19 protein-coding genes and 2 tRNA genes are annotated in these 18,820 nt (G+C 49.1%); 12 read left to right on the top strand and 9 right to left on the bottom strand.

What is annotated here, in order from left to right:
- Positions 1-84: 84 nt before the first annotated feature.
- Positions 85-155: transfer RNA gene (locus OQJ98_03245), tRNA-Gly, on the bottom strand.
- Positions 156-195: 40 nt separating this feature from the next.
- Positions 196-267 (bottom strand) — tRNA-Arg (locus OQJ98_03240).
- Positions 268-391: 124 nt separating this feature from the next.
- On the opposite strand from OQJ98_03240, the gene OQJ98_03235 reads away from it, so the two are divergent.
- Complete coding sequence (locus OQJ98_03235; GenBank protein MCW9054963.1) at positions 392-1,867, top strand: HD domain-containing protein; 1,476 nt, start codon at positions 392-394, stop codon at positions 1,865-1,867.
- A gap of 37 nt (positions 1,868-1,904) precedes the next feature.
- Here OQJ98_03235 and OQJ98_03230 read toward each other — a convergent pair whose 3' ends face one another.
- From OQJ98_03230 to OQJ98_03220, 3 genes are all read right to left on the bottom strand, one after another.
- Positions 1,905-2,336 carry an NUDIX hydrolase gene (locus OQJ98_03230; protein MCW9054962.1) on the bottom strand — a complete coding sequence of 144 codons (432 nt, stop codon included), beginning with the start codon at positions 2,334-2,336 and terminating at the stop codon, positions 1,905-1,907.
- Between the two features lie 414 nt (positions 2,337-2,750).
- The gene (locus tag OQJ98_03225) at positions 2,751-3,197 is read right to left on the bottom strand and encodes a hypothetical protein (GenBank protein MCW9054961.1); all 447 of its coding nucleotides are present in this window, start codon (positions 3,195-3,197) and stop codon (positions 2,751-2,753) included.
- 61 nt (positions 3,198-3,258) lie between these two features.
- Entirely contained in the window at positions 3,259-4,059 is an 801-nt protein-coding gene (locus OQJ98_03220; protein MCW9054960.1) for an exodeoxyribonuclease III, read from the bottom strand.
- Positions 4,060-4,160: 101 nt separating this feature from the next.
- Here OQJ98_03220 and OQJ98_03215 point away from each other — a divergent pair, with 101 nt between their 5' ends.
- Positions 4,161-4,463 carry a hypothetical protein gene (locus OQJ98_03215; protein MCW9054959.1) on the top strand — a complete coding sequence of 101 codons (303 nt, stop codon included), beginning with the start codon at positions 4,161-4,163 and terminating at the stop codon, positions 4,461-4,463.
- 90 nt (positions 4,464-4,553) lie between these two features.
- On the opposite strand, the gene OQJ98_03210 is transcribed toward OQJ98_03215, so the two are convergent.
- On the bottom strand, positions 4,554-5,465 hold the full coding sequence (locus OQJ98_03210) for a tyrosine-type recombinase/integrase (protein MCW9054958.1): 912 nt from the start codon (positions 5,463-5,465) through the stop codon (positions 4,554-4,556).
- Positions 5,466-5,858: 393 nt separating this feature from the next.
- Here OQJ98_03210 and rpsO point away from each other — a divergent pair, with 393 nt between their 5' ends.
- From rpsO to OQJ98_03185, 5 genes are all read left to right on the top strand, one after another.
- The gene (rpsO, locus tag OQJ98_03205) at positions 5,859-6,125 is read left to right on the top strand and encodes a 30S ribosomal protein S15 (GenBank protein MCW9054957.1); all 267 of its coding nucleotides are present in this window, start codon (positions 5,859-5,861) and stop codon (positions 6,123-6,125) included.
- A gap of 121 nt (positions 6,126-6,246) precedes the next feature.
- Positions 6,247-6,780 carry an NYN domain-containing protein gene (locus OQJ98_03200; protein ID MCW9054956.1) on the top strand — a complete coding sequence of 178 codons (534 nt, stop codon included), beginning with the start codon at positions 6,247-6,249 and terminating at the stop codon, positions 6,778-6,780.
- A 36-nt stretch (positions 6,781-6,816) separates the two neighbouring features.
- Positions 6,817-7,821: a hypothetical protein gene (locus OQJ98_03195; GenBank protein ID MCW9054955.1), complete on the top strand. Its 1,005-nt coding sequence runs from the start codon at positions 6,817-6,819 to the stop codon at positions 7,819-7,821.
- Between the two features lie 85 nt (positions 7,822-7,906).
- Entirely contained in the window at positions 7,907-8,263 is a 357-nt protein-coding gene (locus OQJ98_03190) for a TraR/DksA C4-type zinc finger protein (protein MCW9054954.1), read from the top strand.
- Positions 8,264-8,275: 12 nt separating this feature from the next.
- Entirely contained in the window at positions 8,276-9,784 is a 1,509-nt protein-coding gene (locus OQJ98_03185) for a YifB family Mg chelatase-like AAA ATPase (GenBank protein ID MCW9054953.1), read from the top strand.
- 123 nt (positions 9,785-9,907) lie between these two features.
- Here OQJ98_03185 and OQJ98_03180 read toward each other — a convergent pair whose 3' ends face one another.
- Complete coding sequence (locus OQJ98_03180; GenBank protein ID MCW9054952.1) at positions 9,908-10,789, bottom strand: hypothetical protein; 882 nt, start codon at positions 10,787-10,789, stop codon at positions 9,908-9,910.
- Between the two features lie 157 nt (positions 10,790-10,946).
- Positions 10,947-11,942, bottom strand: a complete 996-nt coding sequence (locus tag OQJ98_03175; GenBank protein ID MCW9054951.1) for a M23 family metallopeptidase — start codon at positions 11,940-11,942, stop codon at positions 10,947-10,949.
- Between the two features lie 309 nt (positions 11,943-12,251).
- Here OQJ98_03175 and OQJ98_03170 point away from each other — a divergent pair, with 309 nt between their 5' ends.
- Together OQJ98_03170 and rsmA are read left to right on the top strand one after the other, a co-directional pair.
- On the top strand, positions 12,252-14,237 hold the full coding sequence (locus OQJ98_03170; GenBank protein ID MCW9054950.1) for a UvrD-helicase domain-containing protein: 1,986 nt from the start codon (positions 12,252-12,254) through the stop codon (positions 14,235-14,237).
- Between the two features lie 5 nt (positions 14,238-14,242).
- Complete coding sequence (rsmA, locus tag OQJ98_03165; GenBank protein MCW9054949.1) at positions 14,243-15,025, top strand: 16S rRNA (adenine(1518)-N(6)/adenine(1519)-N(6))-dimethyltransferase RsmA; 783 nt, start codon at positions 14,243-14,245, stop codon at positions 15,023-15,025.
- On the opposite strand, the gene OQJ98_03160 is transcribed toward rsmA, so the two are convergent.
- Positions 15,022-15,375 carry a hypothetical protein gene (locus OQJ98_03160; protein MCW9054948.1) on the bottom strand — a complete coding sequence of 118 codons (354 nt, stop codon included), beginning with the start codon at positions 15,373-15,375 and terminating at the stop codon, positions 15,022-15,024. The genes rsmA and OQJ98_03160 overlap by 4 nt on opposite strands.
- A gap of 37 nt (positions 15,376-15,412) precedes the next feature.
- Between OQJ98_03160 and OQJ98_03155 the strand changes: the two genes are divergently transcribed.
- From OQJ98_03155 to OQJ98_03145, 3 genes are all read left to right on the top strand, one after another.
- A complete protein-coding gene (locus OQJ98_03155; GenBank protein ID MCW9054947.1) occupies positions 15,413-16,153 on the top strand; it encodes a hypothetical protein in 741 nt (246 codons plus the stop codon).
- 75 nt (positions 16,154-16,228) lie between these two features.
- Positions 16,229-17,158, top strand: a complete 930-nt coding sequence (locus tag OQJ98_03150; GenBank protein ID MCW9054946.1) for a thrombospondin type 3 repeat-containing protein — start codon at positions 16,229-16,231, stop codon at positions 17,156-17,158.
- Between the two features lie 4 nt (positions 17,159-17,162).
- Positions 17,163-18,815: a hypothetical protein gene (locus OQJ98_03145; protein MCW9054945.1), complete on the top strand. Its 1,653-nt coding sequence runs from the start codon at positions 17,163-17,165 to the stop codon at positions 18,813-18,815.
- The last annotated feature ends 5 nt before the right edge of the window (positions 18,816-18,820 follow it).

The raw sequence follows: 18,820 nt of genomic DNA, 5'->3' as shown, positions 1-18,820 counted from the left end.
CTTCGCGTCGCCTCGGTTCGATTCTCCTCCCGCAGTGAATCACAACAAAACCCCTGCATCCGCAGGGGTTTTGTGTGCTTCATGTGCGGCCAGGGAGAATCGAACTCCCGACTGATCCTTGGCAAGGACCTGTTATACCACTTAACCATGGCCGCTCCATGCGTCAATCTAATATATTCAATCAGTGACGCCGTGTGCCCCCGCCAGGATTCGAACCCAGAATAACGGTTCCGAAGACCGTTGTGATATCCATTTCACCACAAGGGCATTTCTTATTTTTTAACTCCCTCTGGTCGTAACAAAATAAAGTCACACCACAGGTACAATAAAACTGCTTCGCAATTATACGACATATTCGTAAAACAGCCAAACTTGGAGTATTATTGACCTAATGAAAACAATTCCCGCATCGAAAATTCCAAAAGAGATTAATGACACTGCTGAGGTGTTAGAAGGGGCCGGTTTTGAAGCGTACTTGGTCGGCGGATGTGTGCGCGATCTTCTTCTTGGAAAAGCCCCAAAAGACTGGGACTTCGCAACCGACGCCACCCCCGAAGATATCCAAGGGCTTTTTGAGGAAACGTTCTACGAGAACGATTTTGGCACTGTGGGTGTTGTGCTTGAGACACAGCACCCTACACTCAAAGTGCTTGAGCTGACACCATACCGACTTGAGGGGTCATACTCGGATGCGCGCCGACCGGATGAAGTACACTTTTCAAAAAACCTTAAAGATGACCTGAAGCGCCGCGACTTTACCATAAATGCGATCGCATTCCGGCCAAAGACAGGTGAGTTGGTCGACCTTTTCAATGGGTCTGAGGATATTAAGAGAAAGAGTATCGTCGCGGTTGGCGACCCGAACGAGCGTTTTGAAGAAGATGCACTCCGCATGCTCCGTGCGATACGCCTCTCGGCAGAACTCAACTTCACCATTGATCCAGAAACCGCAAATGCTATCGTAAAGAACGCGACACAGCTCGGGAAGATCTCTAAAGAACGCATTCGTGATGAGTTTCTGCGCATCCTTGCTTCAGACACACCAATGCACGCAATTGTTTTTGCGCAGAAGCTCGGTCTCTTGCCATATATCGCACCTGACCTCGAGCGAGGAATCGGTGTTGAGCAAAATCAGGCGCATAAATACGACGTTTTTGAGCACCTGCTCCGCACCATGCAGCACGGCGCTGATATGAAGTGGAGTGTCGACATTCGTCTTGCCGGCCTCTATCACGACATCTCAAAACCGGAAACACGCCGGTGGTCAGAGGAAAAAGGGGATTGGACCTTTCACGGACACGAGGTGGTCGGCGCGCGTATCGCAAAAAAAGCGTTCAACGATCTTAAACTCCCAAAGAAACAGGTCGAGAAGCTGGTAAAACTCGTGCGCTGGCACATGTTCTTCTCCGATCCGGAGAAGATCACGCTCTCGGCAGTGCGTCGTATGATCCGCAACGTGGGTGAGGAGAATATTTGGGATCTCTTAAACCTCCGTATCTGCGACCGTATCGGTTCAGGGCGTCCGAAGGCACAACCCTTTCGTTTTCGTAAGTATAAATCAATGGTTGATGAGGCACTCCGCGACCCAACCTCGGTTGGTATGCTCAAGATTGATGGAGCGTACATTATGCAAGAGCTCAGTGAGAGGCCGGGTCCGCGCATCGGCTACATTCTTCACGCACTTCTCGAGGAAGTGCTCGATGATCCATCGCGAAATACAGAAGAATACCTCGGGAAGCGTGCGAGGGAGCTCACCGAGCTACCCGAGGAGACACTCAGGACACATGGAGAAGATGGTAAGCGCCGACGAGAGAAATTCGAAGAAGAGGCAGTCGCCGAGATCCGTAAAAAACATCACGTACAGTAGTTACCAAAAGAAAAACACCACCTCAGAGAGGTGGTGTTTAGGCATAAAAGGCCTGATTGTGCAGTTTTTTCAATAGAGCGCGGTGTGGTTCAAACTCAAGCAGCGAATCAAGCTTGTGAAGTGAAACAATACGAGTCTCTTCACCACTTGCGCCGTAGTCTTTAAGACCGCGCTCTTTGAATGTACCGGGAAGTGTTGCGCCGAAGAAGATATGCTTATGTGTTCCGCCTTCCCGAGAGGGTCGAAGTTCAGTATCAAGAACCTGAAGGAGGTTTTCTGATACACTAACACCGGATTCTTCTTTAGTTTCCCGTATCACGGCGACCGCAGGGGTCTCCTCGGGTTTTACATGTCCGCCGGGGAACTTCCATTGAGGATCCGTATGTCCCAAGTCCCTAACAAGGAGAACGTCTCCAGCAGCGTCGAGCAAAGCTATGGTAACTGCGGCTTCCATAGCGATTCCTTTCATTTGCTATGTTACCCTTTCTAGCGTAGATTATGAATGAAAAATATAAATATGTCAAGTCCTCCTAGGTAAAATAAAGCCGCATTGCTGCGAACCGGGGTGGAGTTGGGCAAATCCCAGATACGCGCGCATATGCGACTTTAAACATGTGCAAATTCACTCAGCGGCAAGATGTTTCGTGGTACGTAAGTACCTCAAAATCACAAATTGTTTGATGCTTGGTTGTGGATACACGTACAACCATGAAACACTTGTGACCAAATAAACTTGCAAGAGATCTCTTCTCAAGGAACTAAAAAGATCTTCTGTCTTTAAGAATACTCTCTCTAAAGGACATGTAAAGGACATTCATGTGGATAAATGTCCTTTACAAAGAAATCCCTGCCGTTTCGGGCAGGGATTAGTTGTTAAAGGGAACTACCAAAGGGTTCCCGGGCTCAAGAAACCAAGACCGGCTCCGCCTGGCGGGTCTTCGAGAAGCTCCGCCTGTGAACTCAGCACCTGAACAGTTTCTTCAAAGCGGTTGGTAAGCCGCTCAAGTTCTTCACGAAGTGCCTCTTTTGTATACGATGTATACCGAACGGACACTCCCTTGATCTCGCAGCCCACTTTCTCAAGCTCACTCAGGAGCTCGCTGAAATGTTCTTCCGGAACGGATATGATACTCGGCATACCTTGCCAGAGATTATCGTCCGAGACAACGCGAGCAGCGAACTCCTGCAGCTCATGGTGTTTGAGCAGGCTCAGGTCAACATCGGCATACCGAGGCAGAGCTTCAGGTATGCTAATGAAAGTCAGCGCAAGGAGACTGCGCATGCACACGTCTTGAATCGGGTGCAAGACTGAAGGGTTTTCTTCAGACATGTCAAAATCCTCCCTTGTTATCTCTGGGGCAAGACTAGACCCTAGAGAAGCGTCTGTCAAACTACATCTCAAACTCAACCTCAACCGGGCAGTGGTCTGAGCCCATGACCTCAGGGTGGATTTCAGCACTTGTAAGCTTCTTTTCAAACTTTCTGCTTGCAAAAATGTAGTCGATACGCCAGCCAACGTTACGCTCGCGTGCCTTATGCCAGTGGCTCCACCACGTGTAGTAGCCATTGCCCTCGGGGGTGAGGTGACGGAATGTATCGATAAACCCGGCGTTTATCATGTTATCCACGCCCTCACGCTCTTCTCTGGTGAAACCATGCTTGCCTTCATTTGGCTTTGGGTGTGCGAGATCCTGCTCTTTGTGCGCCACATTAAGGTCGCCGCAGAAGATGACTGGTTTTTTCTCCTCCAACTCTTTGCAGTATTCGAGAAAGGCGGGATCCCACTGCTTATAGCGGAGCGAGAGGCGAGAGAGGTCACCTTTTGAATTCGGGGTATAGACCGTTACCACGAAGAACTTCTTAAACTCGGCTGCAATGATGCGTCCTTCGGTGTTTGGATTGCCGTAGCCATCGTCTCCCACCTTGTATTTCTTCGCAATATGCTCGGGAAGGTCATTCATAACCGCGATCGGCTTTTCTTTCGTAAAAATAGCGGTACCGGAGTAGCCTTTTTTCTCGGCACTGTTCCAGTACTCGATATAATCGGGAAGATCGATAGGGGACTGTTCTTGCTGTGCTTTGGTCTCCTGAAGGCAGAGAATATCCGGCTGATGCTTCTTAATGAACGGCACGAATACGCCCTTACGGTCCACCGCACGGATGCCGTTCACATTCCATGACATGAGTTTCATATAAAGTGATTATATCGGCGAATGGTGATAGTACCAAAAGTAACTAAACAAAAAATGTGCTAGTTTTACTTCTTAGAAAGCACCAGAAAGGGGAGACTTCCATGAACACGACAGAAATACCAACCTTACCCGCTCTCAGTACTGCTCCCAATCTCGCCTCAGCACTCGTGCGACTGCGCGATATTGGCGATAGGCGTGCAGTTGCCGCACTCGCAAGAGAACCCGAACTTTACCAGACACTCTTTTCCGGCTGGCTTGGCGGTGTATGTCTGAGCGGACCAGAGATCCTCAGAGAACATGTCTTGCGTGCGCAAGCAGGGGCACTCACCACCACAGAGGCAGAGAACTTGCACCGCTTTGCAACACAGCTTAAGGATGCTCTTTCTCTCAAAACGACCTGTTAGCGCAGGTCGTTTTCTCTGTTTCGTCATTTGTCGTGAAGACTCTGGGTACCGCACCGCCAACCAGAAGCAGAGATGCGGGACGGGTATCACTTATTCATTACTCCGTTTCTTCCCGTGAAATTTCTTGTGAATGTTGTGCAAATGCACATCTGTCACGTGTGTGTACACCTGTGTTGTCGCGATATTCGCGTGACCAAGGAGCGCCTGAACCGAGCGAAGGTCGGCACCGTTCTGGAGAAGATCGGTTGCAAATGAATGCCGGAGTGTATGCGGTGTCACACGTTTGTCGATACCTGCTTTAACAGCATAATGCTTCACAATACGCTCAACACTCCGCGTTGAGAGCTGGAGTGAGCCGGAGTGAGCCTCAGCACGTGACGCACCTCTCCCAAGGTAGATGAAAAGGGCTTCGTCAGTGTCGGTACGCTCCTTCAGATATTTCTCCACTGCCACCTTTGCATCCGGCGAGATGAAGACTGGTCGCACCTTGCCACCCTTGCCTCTGACCGAGATCTCGTCACGAGTCCAATCGAGGTAACGCGAAAGGTTGCAGAGCTCCGAGACGCGAAGTCCGGTCGAGAAGAGAAGTTCGAGCATGGCTTTGTCGCGGAGCGCCTTGAGATCTGAGCCTTTGGGAGCCTTAAGAAGCCGCTCTAGCTCGACCGAGGAGATAAGATTGAGATCGCGCCCTGTTTCTTTCGCAAGCTCAATGGTATCAGGCGGCAATACTTCTTCGCCGCGCTTTACCAAGTATTTAAGAAACTGCCGCAGTGCGATGAGGTAGTAGTTTTGTGTTCGGCGATTGAGCCCAGCGCGATTCAATTCGAGTCGGTAGCGCCGAATCTTATCCTCTGTTATATCCTGCGCCGTCTTTACTTTAGCGAACTCAAAGAAACGACGGAGGTACCGGTCATAATTCTCGACCGTCTTCAGTGCGCGACCGCGCTCGATCTCGATGTATTCGAGAAACTCTTGTTTGCGTGCCTTAAGATCTCTATTCATTGTCTATAGGTGTTTTCTATCAGTATACCATCAGGTGTCGTGCCACAGAGGGTACTTCCATTTTTCTAACTCCCTCCGGTCGTAAGGAAAATTGGTCGCACCATACTTTCCCCCATAAACAGTGCTGACGAGCGCTCTCCTTGTATGGTATACATATATTTAGATATAAGTTGGCTGGGAGGAGTATCATGGTGGCACGCAGGATTATTGCGCAACAGGTTATGGCGGCACGCAGGCGCCTGCAACAAACATTACTACCCAAGGAGAGCGACGAAGACTGAGCTCAGAGCCAATAAAATAGACCGCATCAACCAATACCCTGTGATGCGGTCTCTTTTTTGACACGACGAGGCGCATCTTGCGGCGGGCCTGTATTTATGCTATGCTTTCCCCATGTTAACAAAACAGAAAAAGGCGCGCGCAATCAAGACCGCGCAGAAACACGAGACAGACACCGGCTCAGCCGAGGTACAAGTCGCGCTTCTTTCGAAGAAAATTGACGCGCTTGCGGCACACCTCAAGAAGAACACCAAAGACAAGCATTCGCGCCGTGGACTTCTCCAAATGGTTGCAGACCGACGTAAACACCTTAAATATCTTGAACTAAACAACAAGCGCTCATACAACGCGCTTATCAAGAAACTTGGTCTGAAGAAGTAATCACACCAATTCACCACAAGAAACACACAAAAGGGGAGCGGTAAGCTCCCCTTTGTAGTAGAATAAAGGCAGTCGAGTACTTCGACGGTCGCATTTACATACAATAAGTAATTCTATCAATATGGCAGTTATTAAACACAAGGGTCAGCGAGTTGGTGTATTCATCGACACGCAAAACCTCTACCACAGTGCAAAGAATCTTTACAAAGCAAAAGTAAACTTCGGCGCGATCCTCAAGAGCGCAGTCGCCGGACGAGAACTCATCCGCGCACGCGCATATGTCGTCACTACCGAAAGCGGGGAAGAGGCGAGCTTCTTTGAAGCACTCGAAAAATTAGGGATCGAGATCAAGACAAAAGACCTCCAGGTATTCTATGGCGGTGCAAAGAAAGCTGATTGGGATGTTGGAATCGCTATCGACGCAATCGCAGCAGCGTCAAAACTCGATGCGGTTATCCTCGCGTCCGGCGACGGAGACTTTGTCCCGATGGTTGAGTACCTTAAGAACAAAGAGGGATGCCAAGTTGAGGTTATCTCATTTGGAAAATCGTCGTCTTCACGGCTCCGTGAAGCATGCGACGACTTCATCGACATGTGTGACGATCCAAAGAAGTATCTCATTGGAAACCGCAACTGGAAATTCACTCGCGAGTAACCAGAATGAAGATTGGAGCGCTTAGCTATGTATTCTATGGACCCCAAAGAGAACAAGCCTGCACCAGACACACCACCACAAATAAACTCACCTACTTCGGACCAGCCGACAAGATCGCCCAAAAGTGAGCCGGCACGCACTCAAGTGAATGAGGGCGGGCTTCCGCGTGTTCGAACCTTTAAAGAAGATGTCGCAGAAGCGGTCAAAGGACAGAAAGCATCGCTCACCAGCATTGCGGCTGCCGAGGCGCGATGGCGCGCACGAATGACCTCGCAAGATTCTGCTGAACAAACAGAGTCCCCCGTACAAAAGATTGCAATGGTGCTCGGCGGCATTGTGTTTGTTGCCATTGGTATTGCCGCGGTTAGTTACGGGCTCTTTTTCTACGAACCTGAGCGCCCGACCATAGAAGAAGCGGTTTCATCTTTGATTTTTGCCGAGAAGCAGACGCGTGTTGATATCACTGACCTGAGTGCACGAAGTATTCTCGGGCGCCTTGAAGAGAAAAGACAATCTACACAACTCTCCCTTGGACAGATTGCGCACCTCTACCTCACCACGACAGACGCCACTACCGGGGAGTTGACTCTTCTCACCGCACAAGATTTCCTCCGCGCGATCGATGCGCGCGTAAGTAGTGCGTTTCTCAGGTCCCTTGATCCTGATTTTATGCTTGGTATACATTCGTTTGACCGCAACCAAACATTCCTTATCTTTACCACAGACTCCTACCAGCACGCTTTTTCCGGCATGCTCGATTGGGAGCCATCGATGATACGAGAACTCTCGCCGCTTGTTCTGCGAAACGTCGACAATGCAAGCAAACGCGCGATCGACCCCCAGACCAAAGAAGAGATTGTATACAAAAAGAGTTTCGAGGATGTGATTATACAAAATATTGATGCACGTGTACTCCGCTCAGACACAGAGATAACTCAACTTCTCTACGCATTCCCTGACCAGCGCACGCTCATCATCACGACAAACGAAAATACACTCATCGAGGTCATTACCCGCCTCAGAAACGTTCGTGTGTTTTAATGGACTGATTTAACGCGCCGATGACTGGTGGCTACTGACCGATTGCCCTTTTATGCTATTATTTGTGTATTAACAAATACCGCGTATGAATACAGAACACTATAAAGAAAAATTAGAAACCGAGAAACAGACACTCGAAGCGCAACTTCAGAGTATTGCGCAGCCAAGTGAAGAAACTCCCGGAGACTGGGAGGCGAAAGGTGCGGGACTCGATGTCGATGCAGCTGATCAAAATGAGCGTGCAGACGCAGTCGAAGAGTACGAGACCAATATCGCAACACTTAAAGATCTTGAGTTGCGTTATCGAGAGGTGAAAGATGCTCTCGAGCGCATCAACACAGCGACGTACGGCACCTGCTCGGTGTGTGGTGAAACAATTAGCGAAGAGCGACTTCTTGCAAACCCGGCCGCATCAACCTGTAGCGCACATATGAACGAGTAGCTCTCACTCTCTATGAGTTTCGCCAAGGTCTACAGTGCACAAACCTCGCTCCTCGAAGCTCACATCATCGATGTTGAGGTAGACCTCTCAAACGGACTCCATGCATTCTCGATTGTCGGACTCCCCGGAAAGGCAGTTGAGGAATCGCGCGATCGCGTCTCAGCCGCAATCAAAAACTCAGGGTTCACCTCACCCAAAAACAAAAACCAAAAAGTTATCATCTCACTCGCGCCGGCCGACCTCAAGAAAGAGGGGCCGGCGTTTGATTTGGGTATTGCACTCGCATACCTCCTCGCAAACGAGGATATCTCATTTGACCCGACAGGGAAGCTCTTCTTGGGTGAACTCTCGCTTGATGGCGAGCTCCGCGAGATCAACGGCACACTCCCTTTAGTGCGCAAAGCGCGGCAAATGGGCTTTAAGGAAGTTTTTCTCCCAGCGGGAAACGCGGAAGAAGCCGCGCTCATCGAAGGAATCGCGGTCTTTGGTGCGCGTACACTCAGCGAGATCATCAACCACCTTATTGCTGAAGCGGAAGAAGAGGCGTCTGAGTTGCCGCGACTAAAGAAACAACCGGAAACCAAGATCCCTGAGAGCTCGCACGAAGGGGTGATCGACTTCGGCGACATTCGTGGACAAGAGTCTGCAAAGCGCGGCCTGCTCATTGCGGCTGCCGGTAGGCACAACATTGTGCTCTACGGTCCACCAGGCACAGGAAAAACCATGCTCGCCAGAGCGTTTGCAGACATTCTGCCTCGGCTTTCGTTTGATGAAATACTTGAAGTCACCTCAATTCACTCGATTGCCGGGACACTCGACGAGACACTCCTCACCACACCGCCATTCCGCTCACCACACCATACTGCGTCATATGTTTCACTTGTCGGCGGCGGTACCACCCCGAAGCCGGGTGAGATTACCCTCGCACACCGCGGAGTACTCTTCCTCGATGAATTTCCTGAGTTCGAACGGCGCACCATCGATGCGCTTCGCCAGCCACTTGAAGAGCGCACCATCACCGTGACTCGCGCCAAGGGTTCCGCGCGTTTCCCGGCGAACTTTATCCTTGTTGCCGCAATGAACCCGCCTGAGCGCGACGGTATTGAGCAAGCACGGTTCGAGAAGAAGATCTCGGGACCAATCGTCGATCGTGTCGACATGTGGATCGAGGTTGGGCACATCGACCACAAGATGCTCGGAGACAATGAGGAGCGAGCACGCGAATCGGGTACGCTTCGAGAGAAAGTTGCGTGCGCGCGAAGTATTCAACGCGAGCGATTCTTGGGGGAAGAGAAGACCAACAATGAGATGACGGTGCGCGACCTCGGCACGCATGTCCCACTTGAAGAGAATGTACGCAATCTGCTTAATACCGCCGCCGGCAAACTCGACCTCTCGCCGCGCGCATATCATCGCGTCGTCAAGCTCGCCCGCACCATCGCCGACATCGATGAAAGCGAAGATGTCAAAGATACCCACATCTTAGAAGCGCTCCAATATCGTCCGCGCAGTTTTCGATAAAATACAAGCTGGATACATGAGGGACATTCGATATTCTTCATTAAAAAAACGCCAGGGTGTGCCTGGTGTTTCCTAAACCACAGCTTCAGCAAGCCACAATAAACGCTAACCTCAGGTTGGCGTTTATTTTTTCTTATTTGATCTATAAGCTAGCCTCCTGCGTTGAAACTCATCCCAGATATCCTCAGCCCTTGTTACTAGCCTATCTATATTTTTAAGCGTCTTCTCATCAGTAACAAAAGGTTTCGTTCTGATGAGAATGTTTAATCCAGTATTCCATAAAACAACTAAAGCATGATTCTTATTGCTCTCAGCAAAATCGGGGTGTACGGCAACACGTATCCCAATTGGATTCCCGTGCAATATATGCGAAAGAGATATACGCAAATAATTAAAGTCTGTTTTCTCTCGAAGTATCTCTGGCATATCAACATCTTTAATATACTTGGGAAGTCGATTGTTTGTTAAGTGACGGATCTTTTTAATTTTAGAGGGAGGTGTTTGTCCTCCTTCTTTAAGAATACTTTCAACACTTTCAAAAAGTTTCCTGGATTCCTGGTCTAATTTCTCTCTTTCGTCATTTAGAAGTCTGAGGAAATCTCTTGTGTGTGTCGGCACCTGTACTAAATCAGACAATGATTCTATCCTTTTAAACTCCATCCTATCCTCTTCAGAAACAGGGTCAGCAAATAGGGTGTCGATTCTACTAAAACCGATTTCATGGAGCGTCCTGAGAGCAAAGTAATTCATTCGGTTTCCTGGCTCGCTCAAAATTTGTTCTGCCAGCAGGACATAGCTGTCTAACACCAGTAATTCATGCTCCTCAAGATGGATACGGTGGATTACCGTCTCGATAGGTACCAAAACCCCTTTCTTACGAAAAAAGCCTTGGCGGAAATCGATTTCTCGTTGGTGAGTGAAATCGCTACCGCTCCCTATATCCACACGAATATCTTTAATACAATCCAGAACATCTTGTAGATACCCCTCAGGTTCAGTATTCATATACCAACAATACCCTATGGCATATATAAAACAAAAACTCAGTTTAAGATGAAGTGCGCGGCGCGGAGCGAAAAGTTTGTGAGCAATACTTACCGGTATTGTGAACAAACTTTTCGCGAACGCAACAAAGCAATTCGCTTAAACTGAGCTTTTGTTCTTAGAATGGGTTTTTGGCGCCGCGAACCTCAAAGTGCAGGTGAGGTCCGGTGCTTCGTCCCGTATTACCCAAATATCCGATAACCTGACCTTGGACCACGTACTGTCCTGAGTAGACGATCATGTTTGAGAGGTGTGAGTAGAGTGTCTGCGTACCGTTGTCGTGACGAATCGCAACATATACGCCGTATCCGCCGTTCCAACCTGAACCACGTGCGACGATAACGGTACCTGAAGCCGCTGCAAGAATCGGAGTTCCTGATGGTGCCGCGAGATCAACCGCGTTATAACCATGAAGTCCTTGTGACTTAACCGCGCCGACGACCGGGCGGATATAGTAGCCAGAGTACGACGGCACATTCGTACCACGCACCACCGTACCTGCGCTTGAGTAGGTCTTGGTCTCACCTTCGCCTCCAGGAATCGTGATCACATCACCGACGGCAAGTATTGCATCTTCTGGGAGGTTATTGTATTGGACCACTTCATTAAAATCACCCTTGTACTCCTTAACGATTCCCTTAAGCGTGTCTCCCTTCTTAACTGTGTGCTGCACACCGGAGATAGGAAGGATAACCAATGTTTGACCCTCACGGATGAGTGAGCCGCGCTTAATATCGTTCGCCCAAATGATCGTACCCGTTGAAACACCGAACATATTCGCGATCTGTGAGAGTGAGTCGCCTGAGCGCACGACGTAGATGCTGATCTGCCCGTTGTTCGGATGTTCTTCAATATCCGCTAAGGTGCCGGCAGGTCCGGTCTCTGCAAGAAGCGCGGAGCCATCAACGATAGTGATATCACCACCTCCCTTTGCTGGGTTTGGGTCGACATTAAGCGCACCACGAAGTGCTGAGGCTATCTGTAACCCAGTAGCGGTGGATACTGCTTCACTTTTACTACCCGCAAAAAGACCTGACAAGAAAGAAAAAATTCCGGCGTGCGCAGGGAGAGGAGAAGAAGCAAACAAAGAGAATACCAGCAATACTGACGGCATCACCGAGAAAAGAGCGGTCTTGAGCCGCGTGCGTACCTCTTTTGTCCTCCGACCAAATGTATTATGTGAGGGGTCGGAATCTTGTTGGTTTGATTCGATAAGCTAAAGGTTACTGGGAAATTCTGTCGTTCTATCTGAAGAATGGCTCTGTTAAGCCACAGAAAATAGCGCCCATACAGCTATGCACCCACTATATCCTCCACACATTTAAAGTCAACAGGTTGTACACAGCATGCCACACTCGCTTTTTAAGCCATATTTTAAGCCATATTCTGACGACTTCACCCCGCTTCGTGCTATAGTTTTTTTGTGTTAGATATCGAGCAAAAAAAACCGAGGAACCACCACCTCAACGGCCTCAACCCCGCACAAAGAGATGCTGTTGAGACAATCGAGGGACCGCTTCTTATTATTGCTGGTGCTGGTGCCGGCAAAACGCGTGTTTTGACTCATCGCATCCTTCATCTCATCAAAAACAGGGTCGACCCGAGCGCAATCCTCGCAATCACTTTCACTAATAAGGCAGCAAAAGAGATGCGCGAGCGGGTGATGGAGCTTATTCAGAACGATCGAGAACTCAACCTTCCTCTCGCACAAAGCGCGCGCGATCCAAAGCCGTTCATCTCGACCTTTCATGCGCTCGGTGTACACATCCTCAAAGAACACGCGCGGGAGATCGGTCTCAAGCGACACTTTTCTATTTATGATCGGAGTGATTCTATTCGTGCAATCAAAGAGGCGATGAAACGCAGTGATATCGACCCGAAGCAGTTTGAGCCACGCAAGGTACTCGGGATTATCTCGCGCGAGAAAGGAGATGGCGTATCGCTCAGTGAGTTTCGTGAGTCTGCCGGCAACGACTACCTGAAGCGGGTGACGCTTATGGTCTGGGAACAGTATGAAAAGATACTTAACGGCGAACACGCGCTTGATTTTGACGACCTTCTTCTCAAGAGTATGAAACTTCTTGAGAATAACAGCACAATCCGCAAAGGGTACACCGACACATGGAAGCACATTCTTATTGACGAGTACCAAGACACAAACAAAGTACAATATCGTATGAGTGAGTTGCTCGCTGGTGATGCGAAGAATATTTGTGTCGTTGGTGATATCGACCAAAACATTTACAGCTGGCGCGGGGCCGACATACAAAACCTTCTCGATTTTGAAAAGACCTACCCCGGCACAACGACAATACTCCTTGAGGAGAACTATCGCTCAACGAAGAATATTATTAACGCATCAAACGCGATCATTGAGAAGAACAAGAACCGCGTCCCGAAGACGCTCTTTACAAACGCCACCTCGGGAGAGAGGATCACAATTGCGGGAGCGTACGACGAAGCGGCAGAAGCTGCGTACATCACACAAAAAGTTGATGCGCTTCATCGACAGGGTGTGCCGTATCGCGAGATGGCGGTATTGTATCGGACCAACTTCCAGTCACGTGTACTTGAAGAAGTATTCCTCTACGAGGACATACCGTATCAAGTGCTCGGCACCAAATTCTTCGACCGCAAAGAGGTGAAGGACATACTCGCGTTCCTCCGCGCAGCACTTAACGAAGAGAGTACCGCTGACATCAAACGCATCGTCGACGTGCCACCGCGCGGCATCGGCAAGGTGACACTCCTTCGGATGGTGCAGAACGAAGATCATCTCCTTACACCTGCGACGCGCGCTCGTGTCGAGAAGTTCCGCACACTCCTCAGAGAGATCGGCGAGCACGCACTCAAGAAGAAACCATCAGAGACGATCCGTTTCATACTCACCGCAAGCGGACTCGAGACGCATCTTAAAGTCGGCAAGAAAGAAGAAGACATTGAGCGGCTCGCAAACGTACACGAACTGGTCTCGCTTGCCAGTAAGTACGACTCACTCGCGCCGCAAGAAGGTATCGAGAAACTGCTCGAGGACGCCGCGCTCGCGACCGACCAAGACTCGCTCGCGAAGGATCACGACGCAGTCAAACTGATGACCGTGCATGCGTCGAAGGGATTGGAGTTTGACTACGTGTTCGTCTCCGGGCTCGAAGAGGGACTCTTCCCGCAAGAGCGGGAAGACGACCGCGACTCCGAAGAAGAGCGTCGTTTGTTTTACGTCGCCCTCACTCGCGCACGCACAAAAGTGTTTCTCACGTTCGCTCATATGCGCATGATCTTCGGGTCAAAAGAAGCACACCTACCATCTGAGTTCATAAGTGATATCCCTGAAGAGTACTGCGAGGTCGAGGGCGCTGAAAGTGATACGTACGAGAAGTCTGGCACGACGGAATTCCTCGTGATTGAATAGAGACTATGAGAGCAAAGAAATCACTTGGACAGCATTTTCTCGTCGCACCACAATCCATTATAAAAACGGTCGAGGCGGCGGGTGTTTCACCAACGGACACTATACTTGAGATCGGGCCGGGCGAAGGTGCGCTCACCAAAGAGCTCGTGAAACGGTCGGGGAAGGTGATCGCGGTCGAGAAAGACCTTGAGCTCGCGCGCCGGCTCGAGGAAACATTTACCGAAGAAGTCACGAGCGGGAAGCTTGTTATTGTCCCTGGCGACATACTCGAGATAAACCTCGCTTCGCTCGGACTTCATGACCATGCGTTCATCGTGGTCGCGAATATTCCATACTATATCACCGGTCTTATTTTACGATCACTTCTTGAAAACACAGTCCAGCCGAAAAGTATTGTGTTTATTGTGCAAAAGGAAATTGCGGAGCGTATCGCTCGCGAGAAAAAAGAAAGCATTCTCTCGCTGAGCGTGAAAGCGTATGGCACACCACGTTATGTCGGCACTATAAAAGCCGGCGCATTCCGCCCCGTACCAAGAGTAGACTCGGCGATTCTTGCGATTGAAAATATTTCACGCGACTTTTTTGGAAACAGTACCGAAAGGCGCTTTTTTGAAATAGTGAAAGCGGGTTTTGCGAGCAAACGAAAGTACCTTTTAAATAATTTACAAACACTGACCGAGAAGGAAGCACTCATCAACATATTTAAAAAGATTGACCTTGATGAGAACGTGCGCGCAGAAGACGTGCCGCTAGAGATGTGGAGAGAGCTTACTGAAGAGATCTCTTAGATACCACTTGAACCGACCATTACCATAACCAGTCCAGTAAAGAAGATCGGCGGGTTTATAGAGACAACACAAATACCCGGACCTGCAGCATTCCCCAATACCCATCTACCGGGAGAAGGTGGCCCAAAGAGATATGTCCGTGTTCCCGGTGTCCATATATAAGCGCCTCCAACCGGTGGTCCGACGGTCGCGTGAATAGAACCACCCATACACGGGATGATTGCACCAACCTGACCACCAAATGGTTTGAGCGCGTGTGCGCGAGTTGGCACAAAAAGAAGGGTGAGTGAGAGCACAAAGAGGGAAGCGAGAATAATTATTGATCGCGTATTTAGTGTGTGCGTATACATACAAAAAGTATACACTCTGCGTGATATACTCACTACTATGTATGCACATCTTAAAGGGGTTTCTCTGCTTATTGCCCTGCTTGCACTTGTTTTGAGTAGTATATTTTTGCTTGCAGAAAACACTCAAGAGGGACCTGTTGGAGGACAACTTGAAGATGGGCTCACTGTTTCCGGATCGACAGGGAAACCATCTGGATATGAATCGATCGGCCAACTTCAGATGAACGCAGAGCGTACTTCATACGAACTTAGCCACACAACCCTTTCTGACTTTCTTGAGTCACGCACCAGCAGCACCATGACTCAAGATGAGTATGATACCAAATCCTCTTCGAGCTTTTTTCTAGATGAAGCAGCGGTTGCCTTAAAACGCTACGGCAATAGTGTCGGCACAACAATACAAGACCGCCTCGACTCTGGGCGCGATGAATCTGCGGTGCTTAATTCATTTATCACCAACCCGAAAGACACGACTTCGCGCCAGGCGATGAAACTACTTGCTGATGATTATGCTGCGACTGCCGATTCACTTCTCAGTATTACTCCACCTGAAACCGTTGCCGACATGCACAAAAACCTGATACAAGCATATCTCAGCATCGCCGGCGGCATGAATGCACTTCTCTTAAGTGCGGTATCAGTTGATGATCTTCTTGCCTACAACAACACGCTCACTCCGTTTATCGACGCGTATATGAACCTCGCGCAGACATTCCGCGTCTACGGTATTGTTTTTAATGAAAGCGAACCAGGATTGATATTCAACCTCCCTTTTTAGCGCACCTATTAGCGTTAGACAATTTGTTCACACTCACCAGTGAAAAAGAGTTAGAAACACTGCTATACTAAAGGAGTGGAAGGGCGTTTCGGAAAGAAAAACGTTGTGGCTATTGCCGTTATATGCGGGTTGCTTCTCGTTGGTGCAACATTTATAAAACATCAATTAAAGGAACGTGTTGGAACGACAACCATCACTGTTGGTGATGATTATACGAGCGTTAACACAAACACACTTGCCTCTATTGACTCTGATAATGATGGTTTGAGGGATTGGGAAGAAGTTCTCTTGAAGACTGATCCGAACCTAGCAGACACCGATGGAGATGGCACCTCAGATGGCGACGAAATAGCACAAGATCGCGACCCGCTCATATCCGGACCAAACGACACAAGCACCGGATCGTCACAAGGAATAAGTCGGGAAATGGTTGAATCACTCCCCGATACAGAAAAACTTGCTTTTAAACTATTCGAAGGATATATCGACCTAAAGCAGCGTGGTTATCTCGGTACTTCTATTGAGGAAAATTTTGTCTCGAGTCTTGTTGGAAGCAATGTTGTGCCAATAACTGCACCAATAAACACAGCGGATGATGTGCTTATCTCTCCTGAAGTAACCCCTGAAGCGTATCGCGCTTCGCTTCAGAGTGCTTGGTCGCCACTTTTCAATGTAAAAGAAGATGAGCTTATTACATTCACGCGCATTATTGATAGTGGCGATGAGTCTGGTTTTACAAAGCTCCAGTATGCAAAAGCCCAGTATGAAGCAACAATCACGCTTCTCAAAGGAGTCGCGGTGCCGACTGACGCTGTGTCGATTCATGTTGATATGCTAAACGCATTCAGTTTCTTTGTATCAGTGCTCGATGCTATGGCGAACACAAACAGCGATCCGCTTGCGGCACTTACCGCGATTAGTGGTTACACTGAAGGGGAAGCAAAGATCAAGGCGGCATTGGGGCGATTGAACACATATTTAATCATTAATAGCGTTGATTCATAGGCGTATGCACACATTCACTCACATTAAAAAATCCATTTCTTTCCTTCTTGTCTTGGCACTTGTCGCTCCATTTGGTTTTGGGTTTGTGCCTGAGACTGCATATGCACAAGATGCTGGTGAATTTGGAACAGGAGAGTACAACCCACAGACAGGTACCGGGTCATACGGGTCTGCGGCAGGTGGCATTCTCTCCTGTGTGGGTGGTGGGTATATTGATGCCGCTATCGGTGCTGGTGCGAGCCTCATCGGACTTGTGGTTCCAACAAACGACGCTGCAGTCACCGCAAACACCGGTACGATAAAAAACAAAGACTGTATCCTCGACGGTCTCACCACGGTCATTCGTGAGGTGCTTATCTCGAGCATAACCCGAAGTATTGTAAATTGGATCAATAACGGCTTTGATGGTGAACCAGCATTCGTCTCAGATCTTGAAGGGTTCATGCTTGATGTTGCTGACCAGGTTGTTGGGCGATATATCGAAGGGTCGGAACTCGCATTCCTCTGTAGCCCATTCAAGATTGATGTGAAGATTGCACTCGCACTTGACTACTACTCTTCGGCACGTGATAAAGCAGCGTGTACGCTCACCGGCGCAATTGAAAATGTTCAAGATGCGTTTGATGACTTCTCCAACCAAAGTGCGTGGGATGCGTGGTTCGATCTCACGATTAACCCAAACAACAACGCGCTCGGCTCATTTCTTGGTGCACGGCAGTCGCTCCGTCTTGCGATTGCAGAAGAGCAAAACCGGCAGATCAGTATTCTTAATTGGGGAAACGGTTTTAAGTCATATGAGATCTGTGACCAACCAACAGACGCGCAGGGGAGTGGTGCGCCGGTTATATCGGGCGGGATTGGCAACACACGAATCAACTGCCGCATTGCCACCCCGGGCGTAGTTATTAATGAGCAGTTGAGTAATACACTCGGATCAGGATTCCGCCAACTTGAACTTGCCGATGAGATCAATGAGATCATTGGCGCGCTCCTCGGACAACTCGCACAACAAACACTCGGTGGTCTTCAAGGAGGGCTCCGCGGTCTCAGCTCAAGTAGTTATAGCCGCCCGTCATATGTGGATCAACTCGTCTCGCAATCAGATACCGGGGCTAGAGCAGATTTTAAAAGCTATGCAGTAAGCACTGTTGAAGGGGCAATCGCGACTGAACAGTCATATATCTCAGAGAAACGAGTGTCTCTTGAGCGCTTAAACAACTCTGAATCACTTCTTGAATCGCTTCAGGCCTGTTATACCGGTAAACTAAGCACCACATTCTCACCAACGCTCACCACTGAGGAGCGGCAGACTGCATTGAACGCCATCGCGAGCGCATCTTCAACCATTACTGGAAGTATCACCCCGCTACAAAACCTTATTGAGAGTGAAATACATCAGGCAGAAACCACAATCTCAAAACTTCTTATTATTAAAGAGAACTTACTTGCTGCAAGTTCTCGTACGGGCGTTGAGCGTATTATCGCTGATGAACTTGATCCTCTAGTGAGGGCTGGAGAGATTCGCGACAACCAAGACTTCCTAATCGCACAACAGCAAAAAGAAGACCTGAAGGAAATCACCGACTCAATCAACCAAAGCACCAATACAAAACTTGGCGCATGTGAGTCATTCCCTCAACGCGGAAGTGATATATAAACACC

It is taken from the genome of Candidatus Paceibacterota bacterium (assembly GCA_026195275.1).
Taxonomy (GTDB): Bacteria; Patescibacteriota; Minisyncoccia; order Phycocordibacterales; family JABMNX01; genus JABMNX01.
The sequence above is the reverse complement of the archived record's forward strand: the minus strand, read 5'-3'. Positions and strand labels throughout refer to the sequence as shown.

Coding starts and splice junctions, on each gene's coding strand:
- OQJ98_03235 (MCW9054963.1), top strand. CDS start 392: ATGAAAACAATTCCCGCATCGAAAATTCCAAAAGAGATTAATGACACT.
- OQJ98_03230 (MCW9054962.1), bottom strand. CDS start 2,336: ATGAAAGGAATCGCTATGGAAGCCGCAGTTACCATAGCTTTGCTCGAC.
- OQJ98_03225 (MCW9054961.1), bottom strand. CDS start 3,197: ATGTCTGAAGAAAACCCTTCAGTCTTGCACCCGATTCAAGACGTGTGC.
- OQJ98_03220 (MCW9054960.1), bottom strand. CDS start 4,059: ATGAAACTCATGTCATGGAATGTGAACGGCATCCGTGCGGTGGACCGT.
- OQJ98_03215 (MCW9054959.1), top strand. CDS start 4,161: ATGAACACGACAGAAATACCAACCTTACCCGCTCTCAGTACTGCTCCC.
- OQJ98_03210 (MCW9054958.1), bottom strand. CDS start 5,465: ATGAATAGAGATCTTAAGGCACGCAAACAAGAGTTTCTCGAATACATC.
- rpsO (MCW9054957.1), top strand. CDS start 5,859: ATGTTAACAAAACAGAAAAAGGCGCGCGCAATCAAGACCGCGCAGAAA.
- OQJ98_03200 (MCW9054956.1), top strand. CDS start 6,247: ATGGCAGTTATTAAACACAAGGGTCAGCGAGTTGGTGTATTCATCGAC.
- OQJ98_03195 (MCW9054955.1), top strand. CDS start 6,817: ATGGACCCCAAAGAGAACAAGCCTGCACCAGACACACCACCACAAATA.
- OQJ98_03190 (MCW9054954.1), top strand. CDS start 7,907: ATGAATACAGAACACTATAAAGAAAAATTAGAAACCGAGAAACAGACA.
- OQJ98_03185 (MCW9054953.1), top strand. CDS start 8,276: ATGAGTTTCGCCAAGGTCTACAGTGCACAAACCTCGCTCCTCGAAGCT.
- OQJ98_03180 (MCW9054952.1), bottom strand. CDS start 10,789: ATGAATACTGAACCTGAGGGGTATCTACAAGATGTTCTGGATTGTATT.
- OQJ98_03175 (MCW9054951.1), bottom strand. CDS start 11,942: ATGCCGTCAGTATTGCTGGTATTCTCTTTGTTTGCTTCTTCTCCTCTC.
- rsmA (MCW9054949.1), top strand. CDS start 14,243: ATGAGAGCAAAGAAATCACTTGGACAGCATTTTCTCGTCGCACCACAA.
- OQJ98_03160 (MCW9054948.1), bottom strand. CDS start 15,375: ATGTATACGCACACACTAAATACGCGATCAATAATTATTCTCGCTTCC.
- OQJ98_03155 (MCW9054947.1), top strand. CDS start 15,413: ATGTATGCACATCTTAAAGGGGTTTCTCTGCTTATTGCCCTGCTTGCA.
- OQJ98_03145 (MCW9054945.1), top strand. CDS start 17,163: ATGCACACATTCACTCACATTAAAAAATCCATTTCTTTCCTTCTTGTC.